The sequence below is a fragment of the Dactylosporangium sp. NPDC049140 genome, from assembly GCF_040648435.1.
The window spans coordinates 1-15,923 of record NZ_JBEZDS010000021.1 but is presented as its reverse complement, the minus strand read 5'-3'; the positions used below and the strand labels follow the sequence as shown (position 1 = coordinate 15,923).

Below are 15,923 nucleotides of genomic sequence, written 5' to 3'. Positions count from 1 at the left end.
GAGGAGGCCGTGCCGGCCGTCGCGGTCTAGCCCTTCACGGTCAGGAGGGGCCGCAGCTCGACGACCGGCTCGGCGACGCCCGCGGTGCGCAGGCTGTCCACGACCGGGAGCACCTCCTTGTACGCCCACGGCGCCTCCTGCTTCAGGTCGCGCCGCCACGCCGCGATGATGTCCCGCCGCGTGGCCACCGCCGGGTCGCGGTGGTTCAGCGGCGTCACCACGCGGAACTCGCGCAGGAAGGCGTCGAGCTCCGCGTCGCTGCCCCGGGCCGCCGCGCCGCGCGGAACGCTGCGCCCGGCGCCGTGGCACGCGCTGCCGAGCGCGCGCTCGTTGCCCAGGCCGCGCAGCAGGTAGCTGGGCGCGCCCATCGAGCCCGGGACGATGACCGGCTCGCCCCAGCCGTCGTCCGACCGGCCCGCGGGAGTGGCGCCCTTGCGGTGCAGGACCATGTCCTCGCCGGGCCACAGCAGGTTGTGCGGGGCGTCGTAGACGAGCCGGGCGTCGAGCTCGCCGACGGCCCCGGTGAGGCCCGCGCGCAGCATGAGGCTGAGGAAGTACCGGTTGCCGACCGCGAAGTTCGCGGCGTTCGCGAAGCTGGTCAGGTACCGCCGCCGCATTTGCCGCGTCGAATCGTCCAGCAGCATCGGCAGGATGCCGTTCGCGGGCTGCGGCAGCCGGGTCGGCCACCCCTTGCGGGCCAGGTCGCGGCCGGTGGCGCCGGCCTGGTGCCCGAGCGACAGCGAGCCGCTGTGCACCATCGTGACCACCCGCCCGGGCGCGAGGCCCCACGCGTAGGCGGTCGGGCCGTCGTGAACCGCGGCGACGTACTGCAGCTCGGCGAAGTGGTTGCCGCCGCCGACGCCGCCGATGATCGAGTCGTAGCTCGTGCCGCCGCCGCTGTGCACCCAGTCGCGGAACTCCTCGGCGTGCTCGGCCGGGAAGCCGCTTGCGTGCAGGCGGTCGCCGTCGCGGACGGTGTGCTGCACCGGGGTGTCGAGGGGGCCGTGGGCGAGCAGGCCGGGCAGGCCGGCGCGGAGCAGGCCCTCGCGCTGGGCCGGGGTGAGGCCGATGTGGCGGCCGCCCTCGAAGAACAGGTGGCGCAGCCGGCGCTCGAGCTCGTCGAGGCGGGGGCGGACCTGCTCGACGCTCAGCGTGGTCGCCTCGACGCGCATGCCGCAGTTGATGTCGTTGCCGACGGCCTGCGGTACCAGTGCGCCGCGGGTCTGCAGGACCGTGCCGATCGGGATGCCGGCGCCCTTGTGGAAGTCGGGGGTGCAGACCACGCGCTCGATGCGGGCGTCCGGGGACAGCGCCTCGAGGCTGCGCTGGGTGTCCAGGACCGTCAGCAGCTCGTCGAGGGCGGCGGGCTCGATCGGCACGCCGGGGGCGGCGCAGATCTCGACCGGGATGTCGTAAGGGTTGGGCAGGGTGGTCCAGGACTCGTCGAGCCGGACGAGACGGGGGTCGGTCCGTTTCAGCATCGTGCCCCTTCAGCAGCGTGCCCCCGAGCGTAGGGCTCGGGGCACGGTGCGGGCGAAGGGTTTAGACCGTGAGGGTCCAGCTGTCGAGGGTGCCGGCGCCGTCGCTCGCGTCGGTGTCGTTGCCGACGAAGTCGTACCCGGAGCGCGCCCGGCCGCCGAGGTCGGCGTGGGTCAGTCGCACGCCGGTGTCGAGGATGTACGCGGTCACGTTCGACGCCGTGCTCGCGTAGGTCTAGGCGCCGTTCAGCGGCCGGTACTGCTGGTCGATGCGGTCCAGCCCCCACGGCGCGCCGGACGCATGGTGCCGGATCTCCAATCAGACGACGCCGAGGCGGTGTCGTTCGAGACTCGGGAACCCGGGGTGCGCGGCCAGGTCGCCGGACGTTGCCGCGCGGTTGCGGGAGAGACTGGGGGGCATGGAGGACTCGCTGGCGGTGTTCGACATCGACGGAGTGGTGGCCGATGTGCGGCACCGGCTGAAGTACCTGGACCGGCGCCCGAAGGACTGGACCCGCTTCTTCGCCGCGGCCGACCGCGACCCGGTGCTGGCCGAGGGCGTAGAACTGGCCCGCTCCTACGCGGACTCGCACGTGCTCGTGTGGCTGACGGGCCGTCCGGAGTACCTGCGCGACGTCACGGCGGCGTGGCTGCGCGCCGCGGACCTGCCGGCCGACCTGCTGTTCATGCGCCCGCCGAACGACCGCCGCCCGGCCCGCGACTTCAAGGCGCGCCAGGTCGGGCGGATGGCTCGGGAGTCCAAGATCGAGCTGGTCGTGGACGACGACCCGGAGGTGGTACAACGGCTGCGGGGCCTGGGCTACACGGTGCGCCTGGCCGATTGGGTGCCGCACTCCTCGACGCTGCAGCAAGCCCAGGAGCAGGAGGGCCGCACCTGAGCGGATCGTGATCGCGGTGCACGATCAGCCGGGAGATCACCCGCCACCGGCATCCGGGTAGCGGCGCCCAGCAGGCCACGGACATGGCGTCTGCACCCGACCGGCCCGCCGCCCACAGCGGAACTCAACGGCCGGCCCGCAAACCCTCGGTTGCGGGACGCCGGCCGAAGGGTTTGCGGGCCGCCGGCCGAACGCCTCACGAAGCTCCGCACTCCGACGCCGTCCAGCCACGATAAGTCGGGCGCTCCGCGCCACGACTTATCGGATTTATACCCCGTCACCGCATAAGTCGGTTTCTACGAGCTGACCCGCTGCTCCACGGTCTGCACCAGGCGCTCCGCCACGGTGGTCAGCGGCAGCCCGAGCCGGGCCGCCGTCCCCCGCAGCACGTCCAGCGCCGCCTCCGACGAGCAGGCGCGCTGCACCATCATGATCCCGACCGCGCGGTTGACCATCTCGCCCTCGGTGAGCGCCTCCGTCAGCGCCGAGGTGAGCTGCTCCTGCACCTCGGCGCGGCGCCCGCGGTCGAGCACGGCCGACAGCAGCAGGCCCGCGTGCTCGGCCACGAGCATGGCGGTCAGCCCGATGTCGGCGGTGAAGCGGCCGGCCTCCGAGGCATACACGGTGAGCGCCCCGATCGCGTGCGAGTCGATGTCGACCGGCACCGCGAGGACCGCCTTCACCCCGGCCTCGAGCGCGCGCGAACGCCACTGCGGCCAGCGCTCCTCCGCGGCCAGGTCGTCGCTGAGTGTGATGTCCCGGTTTCGGATCGCCTCCATCGACGGGCCGGCGCCGCTGTCGTACTGGCTGTCGAGCAGCGACTCCGGCAGGCCGGACGAGGCCGCCGCGGTGGACGGCCCGCCCGAGCGGATCAGCGTGACCGCGCACCAGGCCGCACCGTCCACCAGGTCGGCGGCGGTCTCCACGAGGTCCTCCAGCGCCTCGTGAAGGTCGTCGCTGGCGATCAGCCGGGCGGTGAGCTGGCGCAGCACGGCGGCGAACTCCACGGTGTGGAGGTCAGTCACGGCTCCCCCTTCGTCGAACCGGGGGGCGTACTACCCGTACTGCGATCGTCTCAACCGTTTGCCTCCGGCCCCATCCGTAACAGGGGCCTCACCCGTCCAGCAGAGCGCGGCGCAGCCCCTCCAGTGTGCGGCTGAGCAGACGGGACACGTGCATCTGGGAAATACCCAGGTCGGCGGCGATCTGAGCCTGCGTGCGGTTGCCGTAGAAGCGCAGCGACAGGATCCGGCGCTCGCGCTCCGGGAGCCGGGCGATGAGCGGCCGCACGGCCTGGCGGAACTCGACGCCGTCGATGTCCCGGTCGTCGTCGCCCAGCACGTCGGCCAGGGTGCCCGCGTCGTCGTCCCCACCCAGAGGGGCGAAGAGCGAGACCGGTCGGTACGCCGAGGACGCCACCAGCGCCTCGAGCACCTGCTCCTCGTCGATCCCGAGATGCTCGGCGACGTCCTTCGGGGTGGGCGAGCGGCCGAGGCGCTGCCCGAGCGAGTCGCGGACACGGTTGATCTCGATCCGCAGCTCCTGCAGGCGCCGGGGAACGTGCACGCCCCAACCCTTGTCGCGGAAGTACCGCTTGAGCTCCCCCACGATCGTCGGCGTCGCGTAGCCGCCGAAGTCGGTGCCGTAGTCCGGGTCGAAGCCCTCGATCGCCTTCATCAGCCCGAGCGCGGCCACCTGGCTCAGATCGGCCGGCGACTCCCCCATGCCGTGGAAACGGCGGGCCAGCCGGTCGGCCAGCGGCAGGCTGTGCGCCACCGCGCGGTCCCGCAGCGCACTCCGCCGGGGGTCGCCGCGCTCCAGCGCCGCGGCCTGGCGCAGCAGCTCGTTGACGGTGGTCCACTGGCTCGGCGGCTCGGCGTCGCCGGACGGCTCCTCCTCGGCCACCGGCGGCGCGCCGGGCGGCGGGTCGTCGTACGCCCGCAGCTGCTTCGCCGCCCCGATGATCTCGAGCACGTCCAGCACCAGGTCGGACGCGCCCGGGGCCCGCAGTGCGCCCCCGCGCTCCTCGGCGTCGGTCTGGGCGTGCAGCAGGGTGTCCGCGGCCGCGCAGTCGAGCAGACGCAGCCGGGACAGGTCCACGGTCAGGCTGAGCTGGCCGGCGTCTAGGCGCCGCGCGAGTGCGACCCGCAGGCCGACGCTCGCCGAATAGTCGAGGACCCCGGAAGGACGCAGAATCTCGTCGTCGCCATTCCGCCAGGTGTCCAGTTCGAGTACCGAATCCGTAGGCATTGTCTCCATGGCGGAGACTCCCCCTGATCTTGAGGCGGATTTGCTTTCCGGATCACTGTAGACACCAATTCCGGCGCGAATTCAACGTCGCCGGATGAGTTCCAGGGTGAGCTTTTCAATTGGCGACGGTCGCCCACACCACCTTTCCGTCGGGCACCGGAATGCAGCCCCAGGCCCGCGTCAGGGCGCTCACGACGAGCAGTCCGCGGCCGTCCTCGCGCAATCCTTCATCGGGGTCCGGCCGGCCTTTCTCCCGCCCGGTACGGCCGAGGCGCGGGGCCGGGCGGCTCGGCCGGCCGCCGAGGCGCGGGACGCCCTTGCCGCGGTCGCGCACGGAGACGTGCAGCAGGCGGCGGTCGTGGGCGACGGTGACCTCCATGTCGGTGCCGGCGTGCCGCAGCACGTTGCTGACCAGCTCGGTCACGACCAGCTCGGCGATGTCGCGCAGGCGGTCGAAGCCCCAGCGCGTGCAGGCCCGCCCGACCAGGTGCCGCGCGGCCGCGGTGGCGTCGAGCATGGGCGGCAGCGTGGCGCGGACCCGCTCGGTCGCCTCGGTGGCGGCGGCGCCGGCGAGGGCGGCGTCGGCGGTCGGGTACATCCGCATGAGCCGCGCCACGGCCATGCGGTCCAGGGCCGAGGCCAGCGACGGCGGGGCGGCGGCCAGGGTCAGCGCGCTGCCGGGCCAGGCTGCGGCGTGCTGGGCCAGCGCGGGGAGCACGGTCAGGGCCACGTCGTCGTCGTGGCGCAGGCCGGCGACGTCGAGCACGATCACCGACGGCTCGGCGGCGAGGCAGGCCAGCACCGCCGCGCGCAGCGCCGGCGAGTTGTCCACGTCCAGCCGGCCGGCGAGGCGTACGACGGTGGCATCACCCCGCCGCTCGACGCGGGCCCGCAGGTCTTCCGCCCTCATGGGGTGATGCTCTACCCACCCCGGGCGTTATAAACACCGCGATCCCGGTGCCAAATCTTTTCGGCACCGGGATCGCGAATGGGTGATGCGGGAATTGCTACACAGGCGTAGGGATCTTGCTGTCGCTCCACATCTGCGAGCACATCTCGAGGACGTGGGCGTCGGTCAGCGGGGCAAAATGGTGGTAGTACAGCCCGAGCGCGTGGAATTCGCGGGGACTGTGGATGTCGATGACCGTGTCGACGTCGGCGGCGAGCAGGTCGACCGACTCGGCCGCGCACACCGGCGCGGCGAAGATCAGGTGCTCGGGCTTGCCGACCAGCAGCGCGCGTACGGCGGCCCGGGCGGTCACTCCCGTCGCGAGACCGTCGTCGACGACCACGACCACACGACCCGTCACGTCGGGCGCGGGGCGCGAGCCGCGGTAGCGCTCCTGCCGCCGCCGCAGTTCCACGCGCTCGCGCTGGACGGCCGGCGAGAGGTCGCTGACGGTGAGGCCGACCGCGGCCACGGCGCTGAGGTCGAACACGGCGGGCCCGTTCTCGGCGATCGCGCCCACGCCGTGGTCGGCCTGCCAGGGAAGGCCGATCTTGCGGGAGATCACGAGGTCGAACTCGGCGCCGATGGCCTCGGCCACGGCGACCGCGACGGGTACCCCGCCCTTGGGCAGTGCCAGCACCAGAGGCTTCGTCGTGCTCGCGGTCTCCCGCTGGCGCAGGTGCTCCGCGACGGTGACTCCAAGCATGCGTCCGGCGGCCGTACGGTCCGCGAACCGCTCGTGCTCAGGCGGCCACATGGCCGTCCCCTTCCGTCCGGCCGGCGGTACGCCGGGCGTCGCACGCGATCCGCACATCGATCCGCATCAAGCGGACACCCCCTTCGGTCGGCGCGGTGTTCCGGTGCCAGTAGCGCCCCATCCCCTGTCGCCGCTCTGCTGCGGCGCCGCGCCCGGTGCGAAGCCTACCCCCGCATGACCTGCGAAAACGCGGCTTTCGCTCACTCGCACCGGATGAGTGCGGTCGAGATGGCTCAGGTCGACAAGCAGCTGATCGTGGCGAGAAGGCTGTTCAGGGAACGGCCCTTGGTGAGCCTCGTGTCGGCCAGGGACAGGCCGTGCACCGACGTGGCGTGCGGGGCGTTCGCGCTGTAGAAGACCACCGGCAGGTCGGCCGTCGCGTCGTGCTTGCGCAGCAGGTCCAGCAGTTCGTCGCCCTCCACCCGGGGCAGGTGCAGGTCCAGCACGGCCACGTCGAAGCGGGGCTCGTCGGCGGCCACCGTCAGGGCCTCCTGCGGACTGGCCGCGGAGATCACGTGGTGGCCGCCGATCTGCAGACGGATGGCGGTGGTCTCACGGATCTCCGCGTCGTCGTCGATGAGCAGGACTCGCGCCATGAGCGAATGGTTCCCTTCCGGGAGGATCCCAACCTCCCCACGGGGACCATCGGTCGCCGGCGCGGGAAATCAAGCCCGCGGGCGCCGCCGGCGCATGACGATCACGAGCACCACGATCGCGATGATCACGACCACGGCGCAGCAGCAACCGCCGATCAGCCCGCCGCCGCCGTAGCTGCGGCGGCGGCGCTCCAGCTCGAGTCCGGTGTCCAGGGCGTCCACGGTGGCCGGGCTCAGGTAGCTGTACAACATCGCGATCAGAGCGTTCATGCTTCGACGGTAACCGCCGCTGTCACGCCCGCAGCCAGGCCGTGGTGTCGGGCGGCAGGCTGCCGTCGGCGGCCAGATCACCGCTGGCCAGCAGGACCTCACCCGGCGGGAGCGGGGCGGGGGCCGAGCCGAAGTTGGTGATCACCCGGACCGGTCCGTTGATGAAGTCGATGCCACTCTCAACGGCATTCCACGCGACGGTACCGCGACCGAGCCCATGGGTCCGCCGCAGGCGCAGCGCCGCGGTGTACAGCGACAGCGTCGACCCGGGCACGCCGCGCTCGCGGTCGGCGGCGAAGCGGGCCCAGTCCGTCGGCTGCGGCAGCCAGGTCTTGCCGCTCGGGCCGAAGCCGTACGCGGGGGCGTCGGCCTCCCACGGGATCGGCACCCGGCAGCCGTCGCGGCCGCGGACCTCGTGCCGCGAGCGGAACCAGGTCGGGTCCTGCCGCACGTCGTCCCCCAGGGTGGTGTGCTCGGGCAGGCCGAGCTCCTCGCCCTGGTACACGTACGCCGAGCCCGGCAGCGAGAGCATCAGCAGCGTGGCGGCCCGGGCGCGGCGCAGGCCCAGGGCCTCGTCGGGCTGGGGGTCGCCGGCGCCGATGCCGCCCTGGGTGGAGTACCCGGGCTCGAAGCCGAGGCGGCTCGCGTGGCGGACCACGTCGTGGTTGGACAGCACCCAGGTGCAGATCGCGCCGACCGGCTCGACGCCGGCGAGGCTGGACTCGATCGCCGCGCGCTGGTCCGCCGCCGTCCACGGGGCCATCAGGTAGTTGAAGTTGAACGCCTGGTTCATCTCGTCCGGGCGCACGTACCGTGCGAGCCGCTCCGCCGGTGCGACCCAGGCCTCGCCGACCATCATGCGGTCGCCGGGGTAGCTGTCGAGGATGCGCCGCCAGGTGCGGTACACCTCGTGCACTCCGTCCTGGTCCCACATCGGCGGCGTGCGGTGCTCGGCGCCGGGTGAGGTGATCGGCACCTGGGCCTCGGTCCAGTCGGGCAGGCCGCTCTCCTTGATCAGCCCGTGCGCCACGTCGACGCGGAAGCCGTCGACGCCGCGGTCGAGCCAGAAGCGCAGCACGTCCTCGAACATGGCCCGCACCTCGGGCAGGTCCCAGTTCAGGTCGGGCTGGCTCGTGTCGAACAGGTGCAGGTACCACTCGCCGTCCGGTACCCGGGTCCAGGCCGGCCCGCCGAACACGCTCTGCCAGCCGTTGGGCGGCAGTTCGCCGTCGACGCCCTGGCCCTTGCGGAAGTGGTACCGGTCCCGGGCCGCGGTGCCCGGGCCCGCGGCCAGCGCCTCCTGGAACCACACGTGGTCGCTGGAGGTGTGGTTGGGCACGAGGTCGACCACGACGCGCAGGCCGCGCTCCTTGGCGGCGGCCATGAGCGCGTCGAAGTCGGCCAGCGTGCCGAAGCGCGGGTCGACGTCGCGGTAGTCCGCGACGTCGTACCCCGCGTCGTGCTGTGGAGACGGGTAGAACGGCGACATCCAGAGGGCGTCGACGCCCAGCTCGACCAGGTGGTCGAGGCGCGACGTGATGCCGCGCAGGTCCCCCATCCCGTCCCCGTCCGCGTCGGCGAACGAGCGCGGGTAGACCTGATAGATCACGGCATCGCGCCACCAGAGCAGTTGACTCACCCCTTGACTCCACCGGCCAGCAGGCCGCGTACGAAATAGCGTTGCAGCGACAGGAAGACGATCAGCGGGATGATCATCGACACGAATGCGCCGGAGGTCAGCCGCTGCCAGTCGTTGCCCCGGGTGCCGGCGAGCTCGGCGAGCCGCGCCGTCAGCGGGCGGTTGCCCTGGCCCGAGGTGAACACCAGCGCCACCAGTAGATCATTCCAGATCCACAGGAACTGGAAGATCGTGAGGGACGCCAGCGCCGGTGTGACAAGCGGCAGCACGATGCGCCGGAAGGTTACCGCCGGGCCGGCCCCGTCCACCCGCGCGGCCTCGAAGAGGTCCTTGGGCAGCTCGGACATGAAGTTGTGCAGCAGGAACACGCCCAGCGGCAGACCGAAGCAGGTGTGGGCGAACCACACGGCGAAGAAACCGCCGCCCCACTCGGTGTACCCCTTGACCAGCTGCAGCATCGGGATGAGCGCCATCTGCAGCGGCACGATCTGCAGCGCGAACACGCCGATGAAGATCCAGTCACGGCCCCGGAAGTTCAGCCAGGACAGCGCGTAGGCCGCCATCGCCGCCAGCGTGACCGAGAACAGCACCGCGGGGACCGTGATCACCAGCGAGTTGATGAAGTAGCTGGCGAGCCGGCCCGAGGTGGCCGAGGTGCCGAAGACGACCTCGTTGTAGTTGTCCAGCGTGAAGCTGGGGTGGGCGAAGAACGTCCACCAGCCCTTGGTCTTGATGTCGTTCTCGGGGCGGATCGACGAGACGAGCAGCCCGAAGGTCGGGATCGTCCAGACCAGGGCGATGATGATCGACACGACGCTGGCGGCCCGGGAGGTGAGCTTGCGGCGCACCCGGCTCGCCATCGTCTCAGCGCCCTGGGGGCGGTAGAGCGGGCTGGCCTCGGGCACGTCAGCAGCGTCGGTGCTGACGGCGTCAGTGCTGCTCATCGGGTCTCCGTTCGGTGCCGCAGTTGCCGGGCCTGGTAGATGACGATCGGCACGACCAGCAGGAACAGCAGCACCGCGAGGGCGGAACCCTTGCCGTCGTCATAGGAGCGGAAGGCCTGGTTGTACATCTCAAACGCGAGCACGCTGCTCTTGAACTGACCGCCGGTCATGGTCCGGACGATGTCGAACACCTTCAGGGTGGCGATCGTGATGGTCACGACCACGACGATGACGGCGGGACGGATGCTGGGCATGGTCACACGCCAGAACATCTGCCACGGGTTGGCGCCGTCGAGCCGGGCCGCCTCGACGATCTCGGCCGGGATGGCCTTGATCGCGGCGGAGAGGATGACCATCGCGAACCCGGCCTGAATCCAGATCAGGATCACGATCATGTAGAAGGTGTTGCCGGGGGCGTTGCTCAGGACCTGCTGGGGTTTGCCGCCGAGCCATACGAGGATCTGGTTGAGCAGGCCGATCTGCTCGACGCCCGGGTCGCGGTACGCGTAGATGAACTTCCAGATGATCGACGCGCCGACGAGCGAGATGGCCATCGGCATGAAGATCAGGGACTTGGCGATGCCCTCGCCGCGGGCCTTGTCCACCAGCACCGCGTACAGCAGGCCGAAGCCCGTGGAGAACAGCGGCACACAGACCACCCACAGCAGCGTGTTGCGCAGCATGATGAGCGTGTCGTCGTTGGTGAAGATCCAGGTGTAGTTGTCGATGCCGATGAACGAGTCACCGGTGTCGTTGAAGAACGACAGGTACACGGTGCGGATGAGCGGGTACACCAGGCCGACCGCGAGCAGTGCCAGCGCGGGCCCCAGGAACCCGGCCATCTGGAGCCGTTCCTTGCCCCTCCCCCACCGGGGCAGGATGTCGAGCACGAACAGCAGCGCGGCGACGACGACGATGAAACCGGCCATGAACATGAGCGCCGGCCAGATTTTGGCGACGTCCTCGGAGAAGTCGTAATCCATGGGGTGTCCTCCGACCAGCCGGGTCCGGCGCCGTGTTGCATGACGCCGGACCCGGACCTCAGTTCAGTTATTTAGGCCAGGTGCTTTCGATGTAGTCCAGCGTCTGCTTGGTGTCCTTCGTGCCGTTGATCCAGTCGGTCATGCCGGTCCAGAAGGACTTCGAGCCGACCTGGGCGGGCATCTGGTCCGAGCCGTCGAACCGCGCCACGGTGGCGGGGTCCTGCAGGATCTGCACGGAGAGCTTGTCGATCGTGCCGCTGACCGCGCTCACGTCGAGGCTCTTGTTCGCCGAGATCCAGTCGCCGAGCTTGGCCTTGCTGTTGGCCCACTCGCCGGAGGAGAGGTAGGTCTGAACCTTGACGACCTCCTCGCGGTCCGTGAACGCGGAGACGAACTCGCCACCGACCAGAACCGGCTTGCCCTTGGCGGGGTCGACGGCCGGGAAGTAGAAGGCGTAGACGTCACCGTCCGGGCCGACGTTGGTGCCCTTCGGCCACTGGTTGGAGTAGAAGTTGGCCTGACGGTGCATGCCGCACTTCTTGTCCTTGACCGGCAGGCCACCCTCCTGGAACGAGGTGGTCACGATGGTCTTGGGGTTGCCGACGTACTTCGGGTTCTTCAGGATCGACGCGGCGCGCTCGGCGGCCGAGAAGATCTTCGGGTCGTTGAACGGGATCTTGTGGTTGACCCACTGGTCGTAGACGTCCGGACCCTGGTCGCGCAGGACGATGTCCTCGATCCAGTCCGTGGCCGGCCAGCCGGTCGCGTCACCGGACTCGATGCCGGCGCACCACGCCTGGATGCCGCTCGCCGCGATCTTGTCGGACAGGGCGATCATCTCGTCCCACGTCTTCGGGACCGTGTAGTTCTTCTCCTTGAAGAGGCTGGGCGAGTACCACACCAGCGACTTCACGTTGGCACCCATCGGCACGCCGTAGACCTTGCCGTCGACGGTCGAGTAGGCCGCCCAGTCCTTCGACCAGTTCTTGTCGAGGTTGGCCTTGACCGGAGCCGGCAGCTCCTTGAGCTTGTTCGTCTTGGCGAACGAGGCGAGCAGGCCGGGCTGCGGGAACACCGCGATGTCCGGCGGCTGGCCGCCGTCGCTGCGAACCTTGATCTGGGTCTCGAACTCGCCGGAGCCCTCGTAGTCGATCTTGATATTGGTGCAGTCCTCGAACTGCTTCCACGACTGCTCGAGCTTGTCGGCCTCGGTGTCGCGGATGGTCGCGTAGATCGAGACGTGCTTGGTCTTGTCGACCTTGTACTGCGCGTAGGGCGCGCACTCGGGCTTGTCGGCGTTGCTGGAGCCGGAGCCGCTGTCACTGCCGCAGGCGGACGCGGCGAGGGCCAACGCGGCCACACCGGCGAGCGTGAACGCTCGACGCCGCCTCGAGAGGACGGCCATGGTTAGCCTCCTTTGGCTATACCCGGTCCTTGGGCGAAACCTCGCCCGCGTACCCGGTGTGCTGGGGTGTCCTTGTGTTCCTCGGATGTAAGCGTTTGCAAGGTCGGTTTGTCGAGGCCTTCGAGCCCTTTCATCGATAACGAGTTAGCAACACGGCGGACATATTGCCGTGCGACCGCGCGTTGCCTAGCCTTCCGCGTGTGGCTGACGTTCCATCGCCCGTCAGCATGGAAGACGTCGCCCGGCTCGCGGGAGTCTCGACCGCAACGGTGTCGCGCACGCTTCGCGGGCTGCCCAACGTCTCCGACGAGACGCGCGACCGTGTGCTGCAGGCCGCGGCGTCGCTGTCGTATGTCGTCTCGCCGATCGCCTCGCGACTGGCGAGCGGGCGCACCCACACCGTGGGCGTGATCGTGCCGTACGCGTCGCGCTGGTTCTTCGGCCAGATCGTCGCCGGCGCCGAGTCGGTCCTGCGCGAGCACTCGCTGGACCTGCTGCTGTACAACATCGGCGACATCCCGTCCCGCCAGCGCTTCTTCGGCGCACTACCGCTGCGCCGCCGCGTCGACGCCGTGCTCACGGTCGCGATGCAGTTCACCGACGCCGAGATCGCCGACCTGCGCTCCCTGGGCGTGCCGATCGTCGCCGTAGGCCACGACGTACCGGGCGCCGGCTGCGTGCGCATCGACGACGTGGCCGCCGCGGCCTCGGCCGTGCAGCACCTGCTCGCCCTCGGCCACCGCCGCATCGGCATGATCTCCACGTTCAACGACCAGAGCATGTTCCTGCCGGTCGCCCACGCCCGGCGGCGCGCGTACGTCGAAACCCTGGCCGTGGCCGGCATCGACGTGGACGAGTCGCTCGTGATGTCGGTACCGCACGGCATGGACGGCGGTGAGCTGGCCATGCGTCGCCTGCTCACCCTCCCGGACCCCCCGACCGCCGTGTTCGCCGAATCGGACGAACTCGCTTTCGGGGCACTGAGCGCGCTGCGCCGCACCGGACGTCACGTATCGGTCATCGGCTTCGACGACCACGAACTGAGCGCACTGCTCGACCTGACCACCGTCCGCCAGCGCGTCTTCGAGCAGGGCGTCCTGGCCGCGGGCATGCTCCGCCGCGCCATGACCGCCGGCGCCTGGACCCCCGAAGAGCTGCTCATGCCGACCACCCTCGTCCTGCGCGCCTCCACCTGGCCGGTCGCGGTTAGGACGGCGGGGGCCGGGTAGCTCGCGCGTCGCCAGTTGTTCGAACCCACGCACGGGGGTGTTTGATGACAGCCGAGATGCCAAATTCGCGTGTGACCTGGGACCAGCCGGACGACGAGCTGGACGAGCTCGCTGCCCCGGACTCGGACCTGCTCGCCGACGACATGGCTGCCGACCCGGCGCAGACCGCCGAGACGGACTTCTTCTGGGAGGACGACGAGGAGTAACGGAGGCCACGCTCTGGACGGGGGTATCTCGTTTTTGCGGGCCTGCGGGTGCGTGCTAGGGTTACCTCCGTTCAGCCAGCGCCGCTAGCTCAACTGGCAGAGCAGCAGACTCTTAATCTGCGGGTTGTAGGTTCAAGTCCTACGCGGCGTACCAGACAGAGGCCCAGGCAATCGGCGTTCTTCGTCGATTACCTGGGCTTCTTCCTTTTGCCCGTACAGCCAAGTGGTACAGCCAAGGCGCCGACCCAGGTGCGTAGGGCCCACCCGACAGTGCGGGCCGTACCTGGAGACTGGCACGGTGACTCATCCAGCAATCGATCAGCAGACCATGAAGCGCTTGGCGTTCATCCGCCTTCTCTTCGCGCGTGGGGTCGACGACTCGAAGCTTCCCGAGCCGCTGGCTTTCACGGCCGTTCTGCCGCTCCATGACGCCGTGGAACTGTTCCTGATTCTCGCTGGCGAGCACCTCGGAGCTAGCCTCGACGACCGCATTCAGTTCATGAAGTACTGGACCGAACTGCACCCGAACAAGCTGCAAAACGGCGTCGACCTGTCCGGCAAGGTCGCGATGGACCGCCTGAATCGGCTTCGAAACGGTTTCAAGCATGCTGGAACCATGCCAGGCATCGCGGCTATCGAGCAGGCTCGGGCCGACGTAGCTAATTTCTTCGAAGACAACACCCCGCGCGTATTCGGAATCAGCTTCGCCGGAATCGACATGGCTGACCTGGTGCCGCAGCCCGATGTGCGTGCGAAGATCCGGCGCGCGCGCCGGATCTTCACCGACGGCGACGTCCTGTACGCGGCCGGATTGATGAGCGCCACTTTTCAGCTCCTAACAAGCAATCAAACCTTCGTGTTCGGTCATACGATCGGTCGCGAAGCCGCACTGGAGTCCCACGTCAAAGACGCCTTTCGGAGCCGAGCGGAGACGGGCAACAGGAGCAGGGGTGACATCGGAAAGATCGCGAAGTCAATTGGGAGTACGCACGAGGCCGTTCGTCAACTCCAGGACGCCGCAAAGGTAATGAGCCTTGGAATTGACTTCAGGCTCTACCGCCGATTTAAGGCTCTCACACCATTTTCATTTCTCGCGGAACAAAAAGTGCCCATATCTCGGCCGCCTTGGGTTATGACTTGACGGAAGATGAGTACAACTTCTGCGAACGGTTTATCATCAACGCCGCAATCCAAGTGGCCGAGGCGAACCAATACGACGCACCACCAGCTTGGCGCGCGGGGCGCAGCGTGAACAATTCCGTATCTACTCAGACGACAATCCAACTCGAATAAGTCGGTCTTCAAAACCGACCCGAACAGGACAGAGCCCGGGTCGCAGCATACGGCCGAACCTGGGCTCTGTTCTTTTGCTAGGCCTTGCAGTCGATTTATGGTCGGCGAGCGGAACTACTTTTCGAACAACCGCCCAGCCGCGGCATCAACCGCAGCACGCTCGATGTCATCGAGTACATGCGCGTAGGTGTTCATCGTGAGGGAGATCTGACTGTGCCCCAGCGTCTTCATCACTGTCCGCGGCGAAGCTCCCGAGGCAAGCAAGAACGTCGCGCACGCGTGGCGAAGGTCATGAAGTCGCAACCACCGAAGGCCTGCCTTCGCCCGGGTCGCATGCCATGCTCGATCTGCGTTGCGCGGCTCCATCGGCGTGCCGATGACCGACGGGAATACCAAATCGTGGTCCTGCCACCGCTCCCCCGCCACGTCACGGTCCTCGGCCTGGCGCCGGCGATGCGCTCGCAGCATCATCAGCGTCTGAGGAGCCACCGGAACGGTGCGACGTGATCGGTCTGTCTTCGGCCTGGAGAACGACAAGACGCCGTCGACCCGCAATAGGGCTTGCCGAACGGTGAGCCGTTCGCCGGCGAAGTCAATGTCCGACCATCGCAGCCCCAACAGTTCGCCCCGCCGCAGCCCAACAGTCAACGCTGTCACCCACAGCGCCTCCAGCCGGTCACCCTGGATCGTCTGGATCAGCCGCTTCGCCTCCTCGACCGTCAGTGCGCGCCGCTCGACCGGCACCGCACCGGGTGGCCTGACCGCCAGCGCGGGGTTGCGATGGATCAGCTCCTCGCGGAGCGCATCGGCGAGCACGTTCCGCACCATGCCGTAGATGTGCCGGACGGTCGTCACCGAAAGGTTCTCGCCCGACTTCGCCGTGATCATCCGGCGGATGATCGTCGGCGTCAGCTTGTCGAGCTTCACGCTCCCCTGTGGGGTGTCTTTACTTCGCTTCGGTGCCTGAGCTGGGCTTCTATGCGGCTCGTTCGTACTCGTTGATGAGGCCGCCGAGGATCGGTCGG

At 69.2% G+C, this 15,923-nt stretch carries 17 protein-coding genes and 1 tRNA gene; 5 read left to right on the top strand and 13 right to left on the bottom strand.

Going from position 1 to position 15,923, the window contains the following annotated elements:
- Positions 1 to 26: 26 nt before the first annotated feature.
- Positions 27 to 1,481: an RtcB family protein gene (locus AB0B76_RS29705; RefSeq protein WP_360381692.1), complete on the bottom strand. Its 1,455-nt coding sequence runs from the start codon at positions 1,479 to 1,481 to the stop codon at positions 27 to 29.
- 61 nt (positions 1,482 to 1,542) lie between these two features.
- Entirely contained in the window at positions 1,543 to 1,689 is a 147-nt protein-coding gene (locus AB0B76_RS29700) for a hypothetical protein (protein ID WP_360381691.1), read from the bottom strand.
- A gap of 208 nt (positions 1,690 to 1,897) precedes the next feature.
- Between AB0B76_RS29700 and AB0B76_RS29695 the strand changes: the two genes are divergently transcribed.
- On the top strand, positions 1,898 to 2,377 hold the full coding sequence (locus AB0B76_RS29695) for a hypothetical protein (protein WP_360381689.1): 480 nt from the start codon (positions 1,898 to 1,900) through the stop codon (positions 2,375 to 2,377).
- Between the two features lie 296 nt (positions 2,378 to 2,673).
- On the opposite strand, the gene AB0B76_RS29690 is transcribed toward AB0B76_RS29695, so the two are convergent.
- The 10 genes from AB0B76_RS29690 to AB0B76_RS29645 form a co-directional block, all read right to left on the bottom strand.
- On the bottom strand, positions 2,674 to 3,402 hold the full coding sequence (locus AB0B76_RS29690; RefSeq protein WP_360381687.1) for a GAF and ANTAR domain-containing protein: 729 nt from the start codon (positions 3,400 to 3,402) through the stop codon (positions 2,674 to 2,676).
- Positions 3,403 to 3,490: 88 nt separating this feature from the next.
- Entirely contained in the window at positions 3,491 to 4,627 is a 1,137-nt protein-coding gene (locus AB0B76_RS29685) for a SigB/SigF/SigG family RNA polymerase sigma factor (RefSeq protein ID WP_360381686.1), read from the bottom strand.
- Positions 4,628 to 4,742: 115 nt separating this feature from the next.
- Positions 4,743 to 5,537: an ATP-binding protein gene (locus AB0B76_RS29680; RefSeq protein ID WP_360381684.1), complete on the bottom strand. Its 795-nt coding sequence runs from the start codon at positions 5,535 to 5,537 to the stop codon at positions 4,743 to 4,745.
- 97 nt (positions 5,538 to 5,634) lie between these two features.
- On the bottom strand, positions 5,635 to 6,333 hold the full coding sequence (locus tag AB0B76_RS29675) for a phosphoribosyltransferase family protein (protein WP_360381683.1): 699 nt from the start codon (positions 6,331 to 6,333) through the stop codon (positions 5,635 to 5,637).
- A gap of 233 nt (positions 6,334 to 6,566) precedes the next feature.
- The gene (locus tag AB0B76_RS29670; protein WP_360381682.1) at positions 6,567 to 6,929 is read right to left on the bottom strand and encodes a response regulator; all 363 of its coding nucleotides are present in this window, start codon (positions 6,927 to 6,929) and stop codon (positions 6,567 to 6,569) included.
- 69 nt (positions 6,930 to 6,998) lie between these two features.
- A complete protein-coding gene (locus AB0B76_RS29665) occupies positions 6,999 to 7,199 on the bottom strand; it encodes a hypothetical protein (protein ID WP_360381681.1) in 201 nt (66 codons plus the stop codon).
- A 22-nt stretch (positions 7,200 to 7,221) separates the two neighbouring features.
- Positions 7,222 to 8,838 (bottom strand): glycoside hydrolase family 13 protein, encoded by a 1,617-nt coding sequence (locus AB0B76_RS29660; protein WP_360381679.1) that lies wholly within the window; start codon positions 8,836 to 8,838, stop codon positions 7,222 to 7,224.
- On the bottom strand, positions 8,835 to 9,698 hold the full coding sequence (locus AB0B76_RS29655) for a carbohydrate ABC transporter permease (RefSeq protein WP_360381945.1): 864 nt from the start codon (positions 9,696 to 9,698) through the stop codon (positions 8,835 to 8,837). Before AB0B76_RS29655 ends, AB0B76_RS29660 begins: the two co-directional genes overlap by 4 nt.
- An 80-nt stretch (positions 9,699 to 9,778) precedes the next feature.
- Positions 9,779 to 10,765: a sugar ABC transporter permease gene (locus AB0B76_RS29650; RefSeq protein WP_360381677.1), complete on the bottom strand. Its 987-nt coding sequence runs from the start codon at positions 10,763 to 10,765 to the stop codon at positions 9,779 to 9,781.
- Between the two features lie 67 nt (positions 10,766 to 10,832).
- Positions 10,833 to 12,170 carry an ABC transporter substrate-binding protein gene (locus AB0B76_RS29645; RefSeq protein WP_360381675.1) on the bottom strand — a complete coding sequence of 446 codons (1,338 nt, stop codon included), beginning with the start codon at positions 12,168 to 12,170 and terminating at the stop codon, positions 10,833 to 10,835.
- 227 nt (positions 12,171 to 12,397) lie between these two features.
- On the opposite strand from AB0B76_RS29645, the gene AB0B76_RS29640 reads away from it, so the two are divergent.
- The 4 genes from AB0B76_RS29640 (at position 12,398) to AB0B76_RS29625 (ending at position 14,746) form a co-directional block, all read left to right on the top strand.
- Positions 12,398 to 13,399, top strand: coding sequence for a LacI family DNA-binding transcriptional regulator (locus AB0B76_RS29640; protein ID WP_360381943.1), 1,002 nt, complete (start codon positions 12,398 to 12,400; stop codon positions 13,397 to 13,399).
- A gap of 56 nt (positions 13,400 to 13,455) precedes the next feature.
- On the top strand, positions 13,456 to 13,605 hold the full coding sequence (locus tag AB0B76_RS29635) for a hypothetical protein (protein WP_360381673.1): 150 nt from the start codon (positions 13,456 to 13,458) through the stop codon (positions 13,603 to 13,605).
- 78 nt (positions 13,606 to 13,683) lie between these two features.
- Positions 13,684 to 13,759 (top strand) — tRNA-Lys (locus AB0B76_RS29630).
- Between the two features lie 144 nt (positions 13,760 to 13,903).
- On the top strand, positions 13,904 to 14,746 hold the full coding sequence (locus tag AB0B76_RS29625; protein WP_360381671.1) for a hypothetical protein: 843 nt from the start codon (positions 13,904 to 13,906) through the stop codon (positions 14,744 to 14,746).
- Positions 14,747 to 15,012: 266 nt separating this feature from the next.
- On the opposite strand, the gene AB0B76_RS29620 is transcribed toward AB0B76_RS29625, so the two are convergent.
- A complete protein-coding gene (locus tag AB0B76_RS29620) occupies positions 15,013 to 15,825 on the bottom strand; it encodes a site-specific integrase (protein WP_360381669.1) in 813 nt (270 codons plus the stop codon).
- Positions 15,826 to 15,923: the final 98 nt, after the last annotated feature.

Coding starts and splice junctions, on each gene's coding strand:
- AB0B76_RS29705 (WP_360381692.1), bottom strand. CDS start 1,481: ATGCTGAAACGGACCGACCCCCGTCTCGTCCGGCTCGACGAGTCCTGG.
- AB0B76_RS29695 (WP_360381689.1), top strand. CDS start 1,898: ATGGAGGACTCGCTGGCGGTGTTCGACATCGACGGAGTGGTGGCCGAT.
- AB0B76_RS29685 (WP_360381686.1), bottom strand. CDS start 4,627: ATGCCTACGGATTCGGTACTCGAACTGGACACCTGGCGGAATGGCGAC.
- AB0B76_RS29680 (WP_360381684.1), bottom strand. CDS start 5,537: ATGAGGGCGGAAGACCTGCGGGCCCGCGTCGAGCGGCGGGGTGATGCC.
- AB0B76_RS29675 (WP_360381683.1), bottom strand. CDS start 6,333: ATGTGGCCGCCTGAGCACGAGCGGTTCGCGGACCGTACGGCCGCCGGA.
- AB0B76_RS29670 (WP_360381682.1), bottom strand. CDS start 6,929: ATGGCGCGAGTCCTGCTCATCGACGACGACGCGGAGATCCGTGAGACC.
- AB0B76_RS29665 (WP_360381681.1), bottom strand. CDS start 7,199: ATGAACGCTCTGATCGCGATGTTGTACAGCTACCTGAGCCCGGCCACC.
- AB0B76_RS29655 (WP_360381945.1), bottom strand. CDS start 9,698: ATGGCGAGCCGGGTGCGCCGCAAGCTCACCTCCCGGGCCGCCAGCGTC.
- AB0B76_RS29650 (WP_360381677.1), bottom strand. CDS start 10,765: ATGGATTACGACTTCTCCGAGGACGTCGCCAAAATCTGGCCGGCGCTC.
- AB0B76_RS29645 (WP_360381675.1), bottom strand. CDS start 12,170: ATGGCCGTCCTCTCGAGGCGGCGTCGAGCGTTCACGCTCGCCGGTGTG.
- AB0B76_RS29640 (WP_360381943.1), top strand. CDS start 12,398: ATGGAAGACGTCGCCCGGCTCGCGGGAGTCTCGACCGCAACGGTGTCG.
- AB0B76_RS29635 (WP_360381673.1), top strand. CDS start 13,456: ATGCCAAATTCGCGTGTGACCTGGGACCAGCCGGACGACGAGCTGGAC.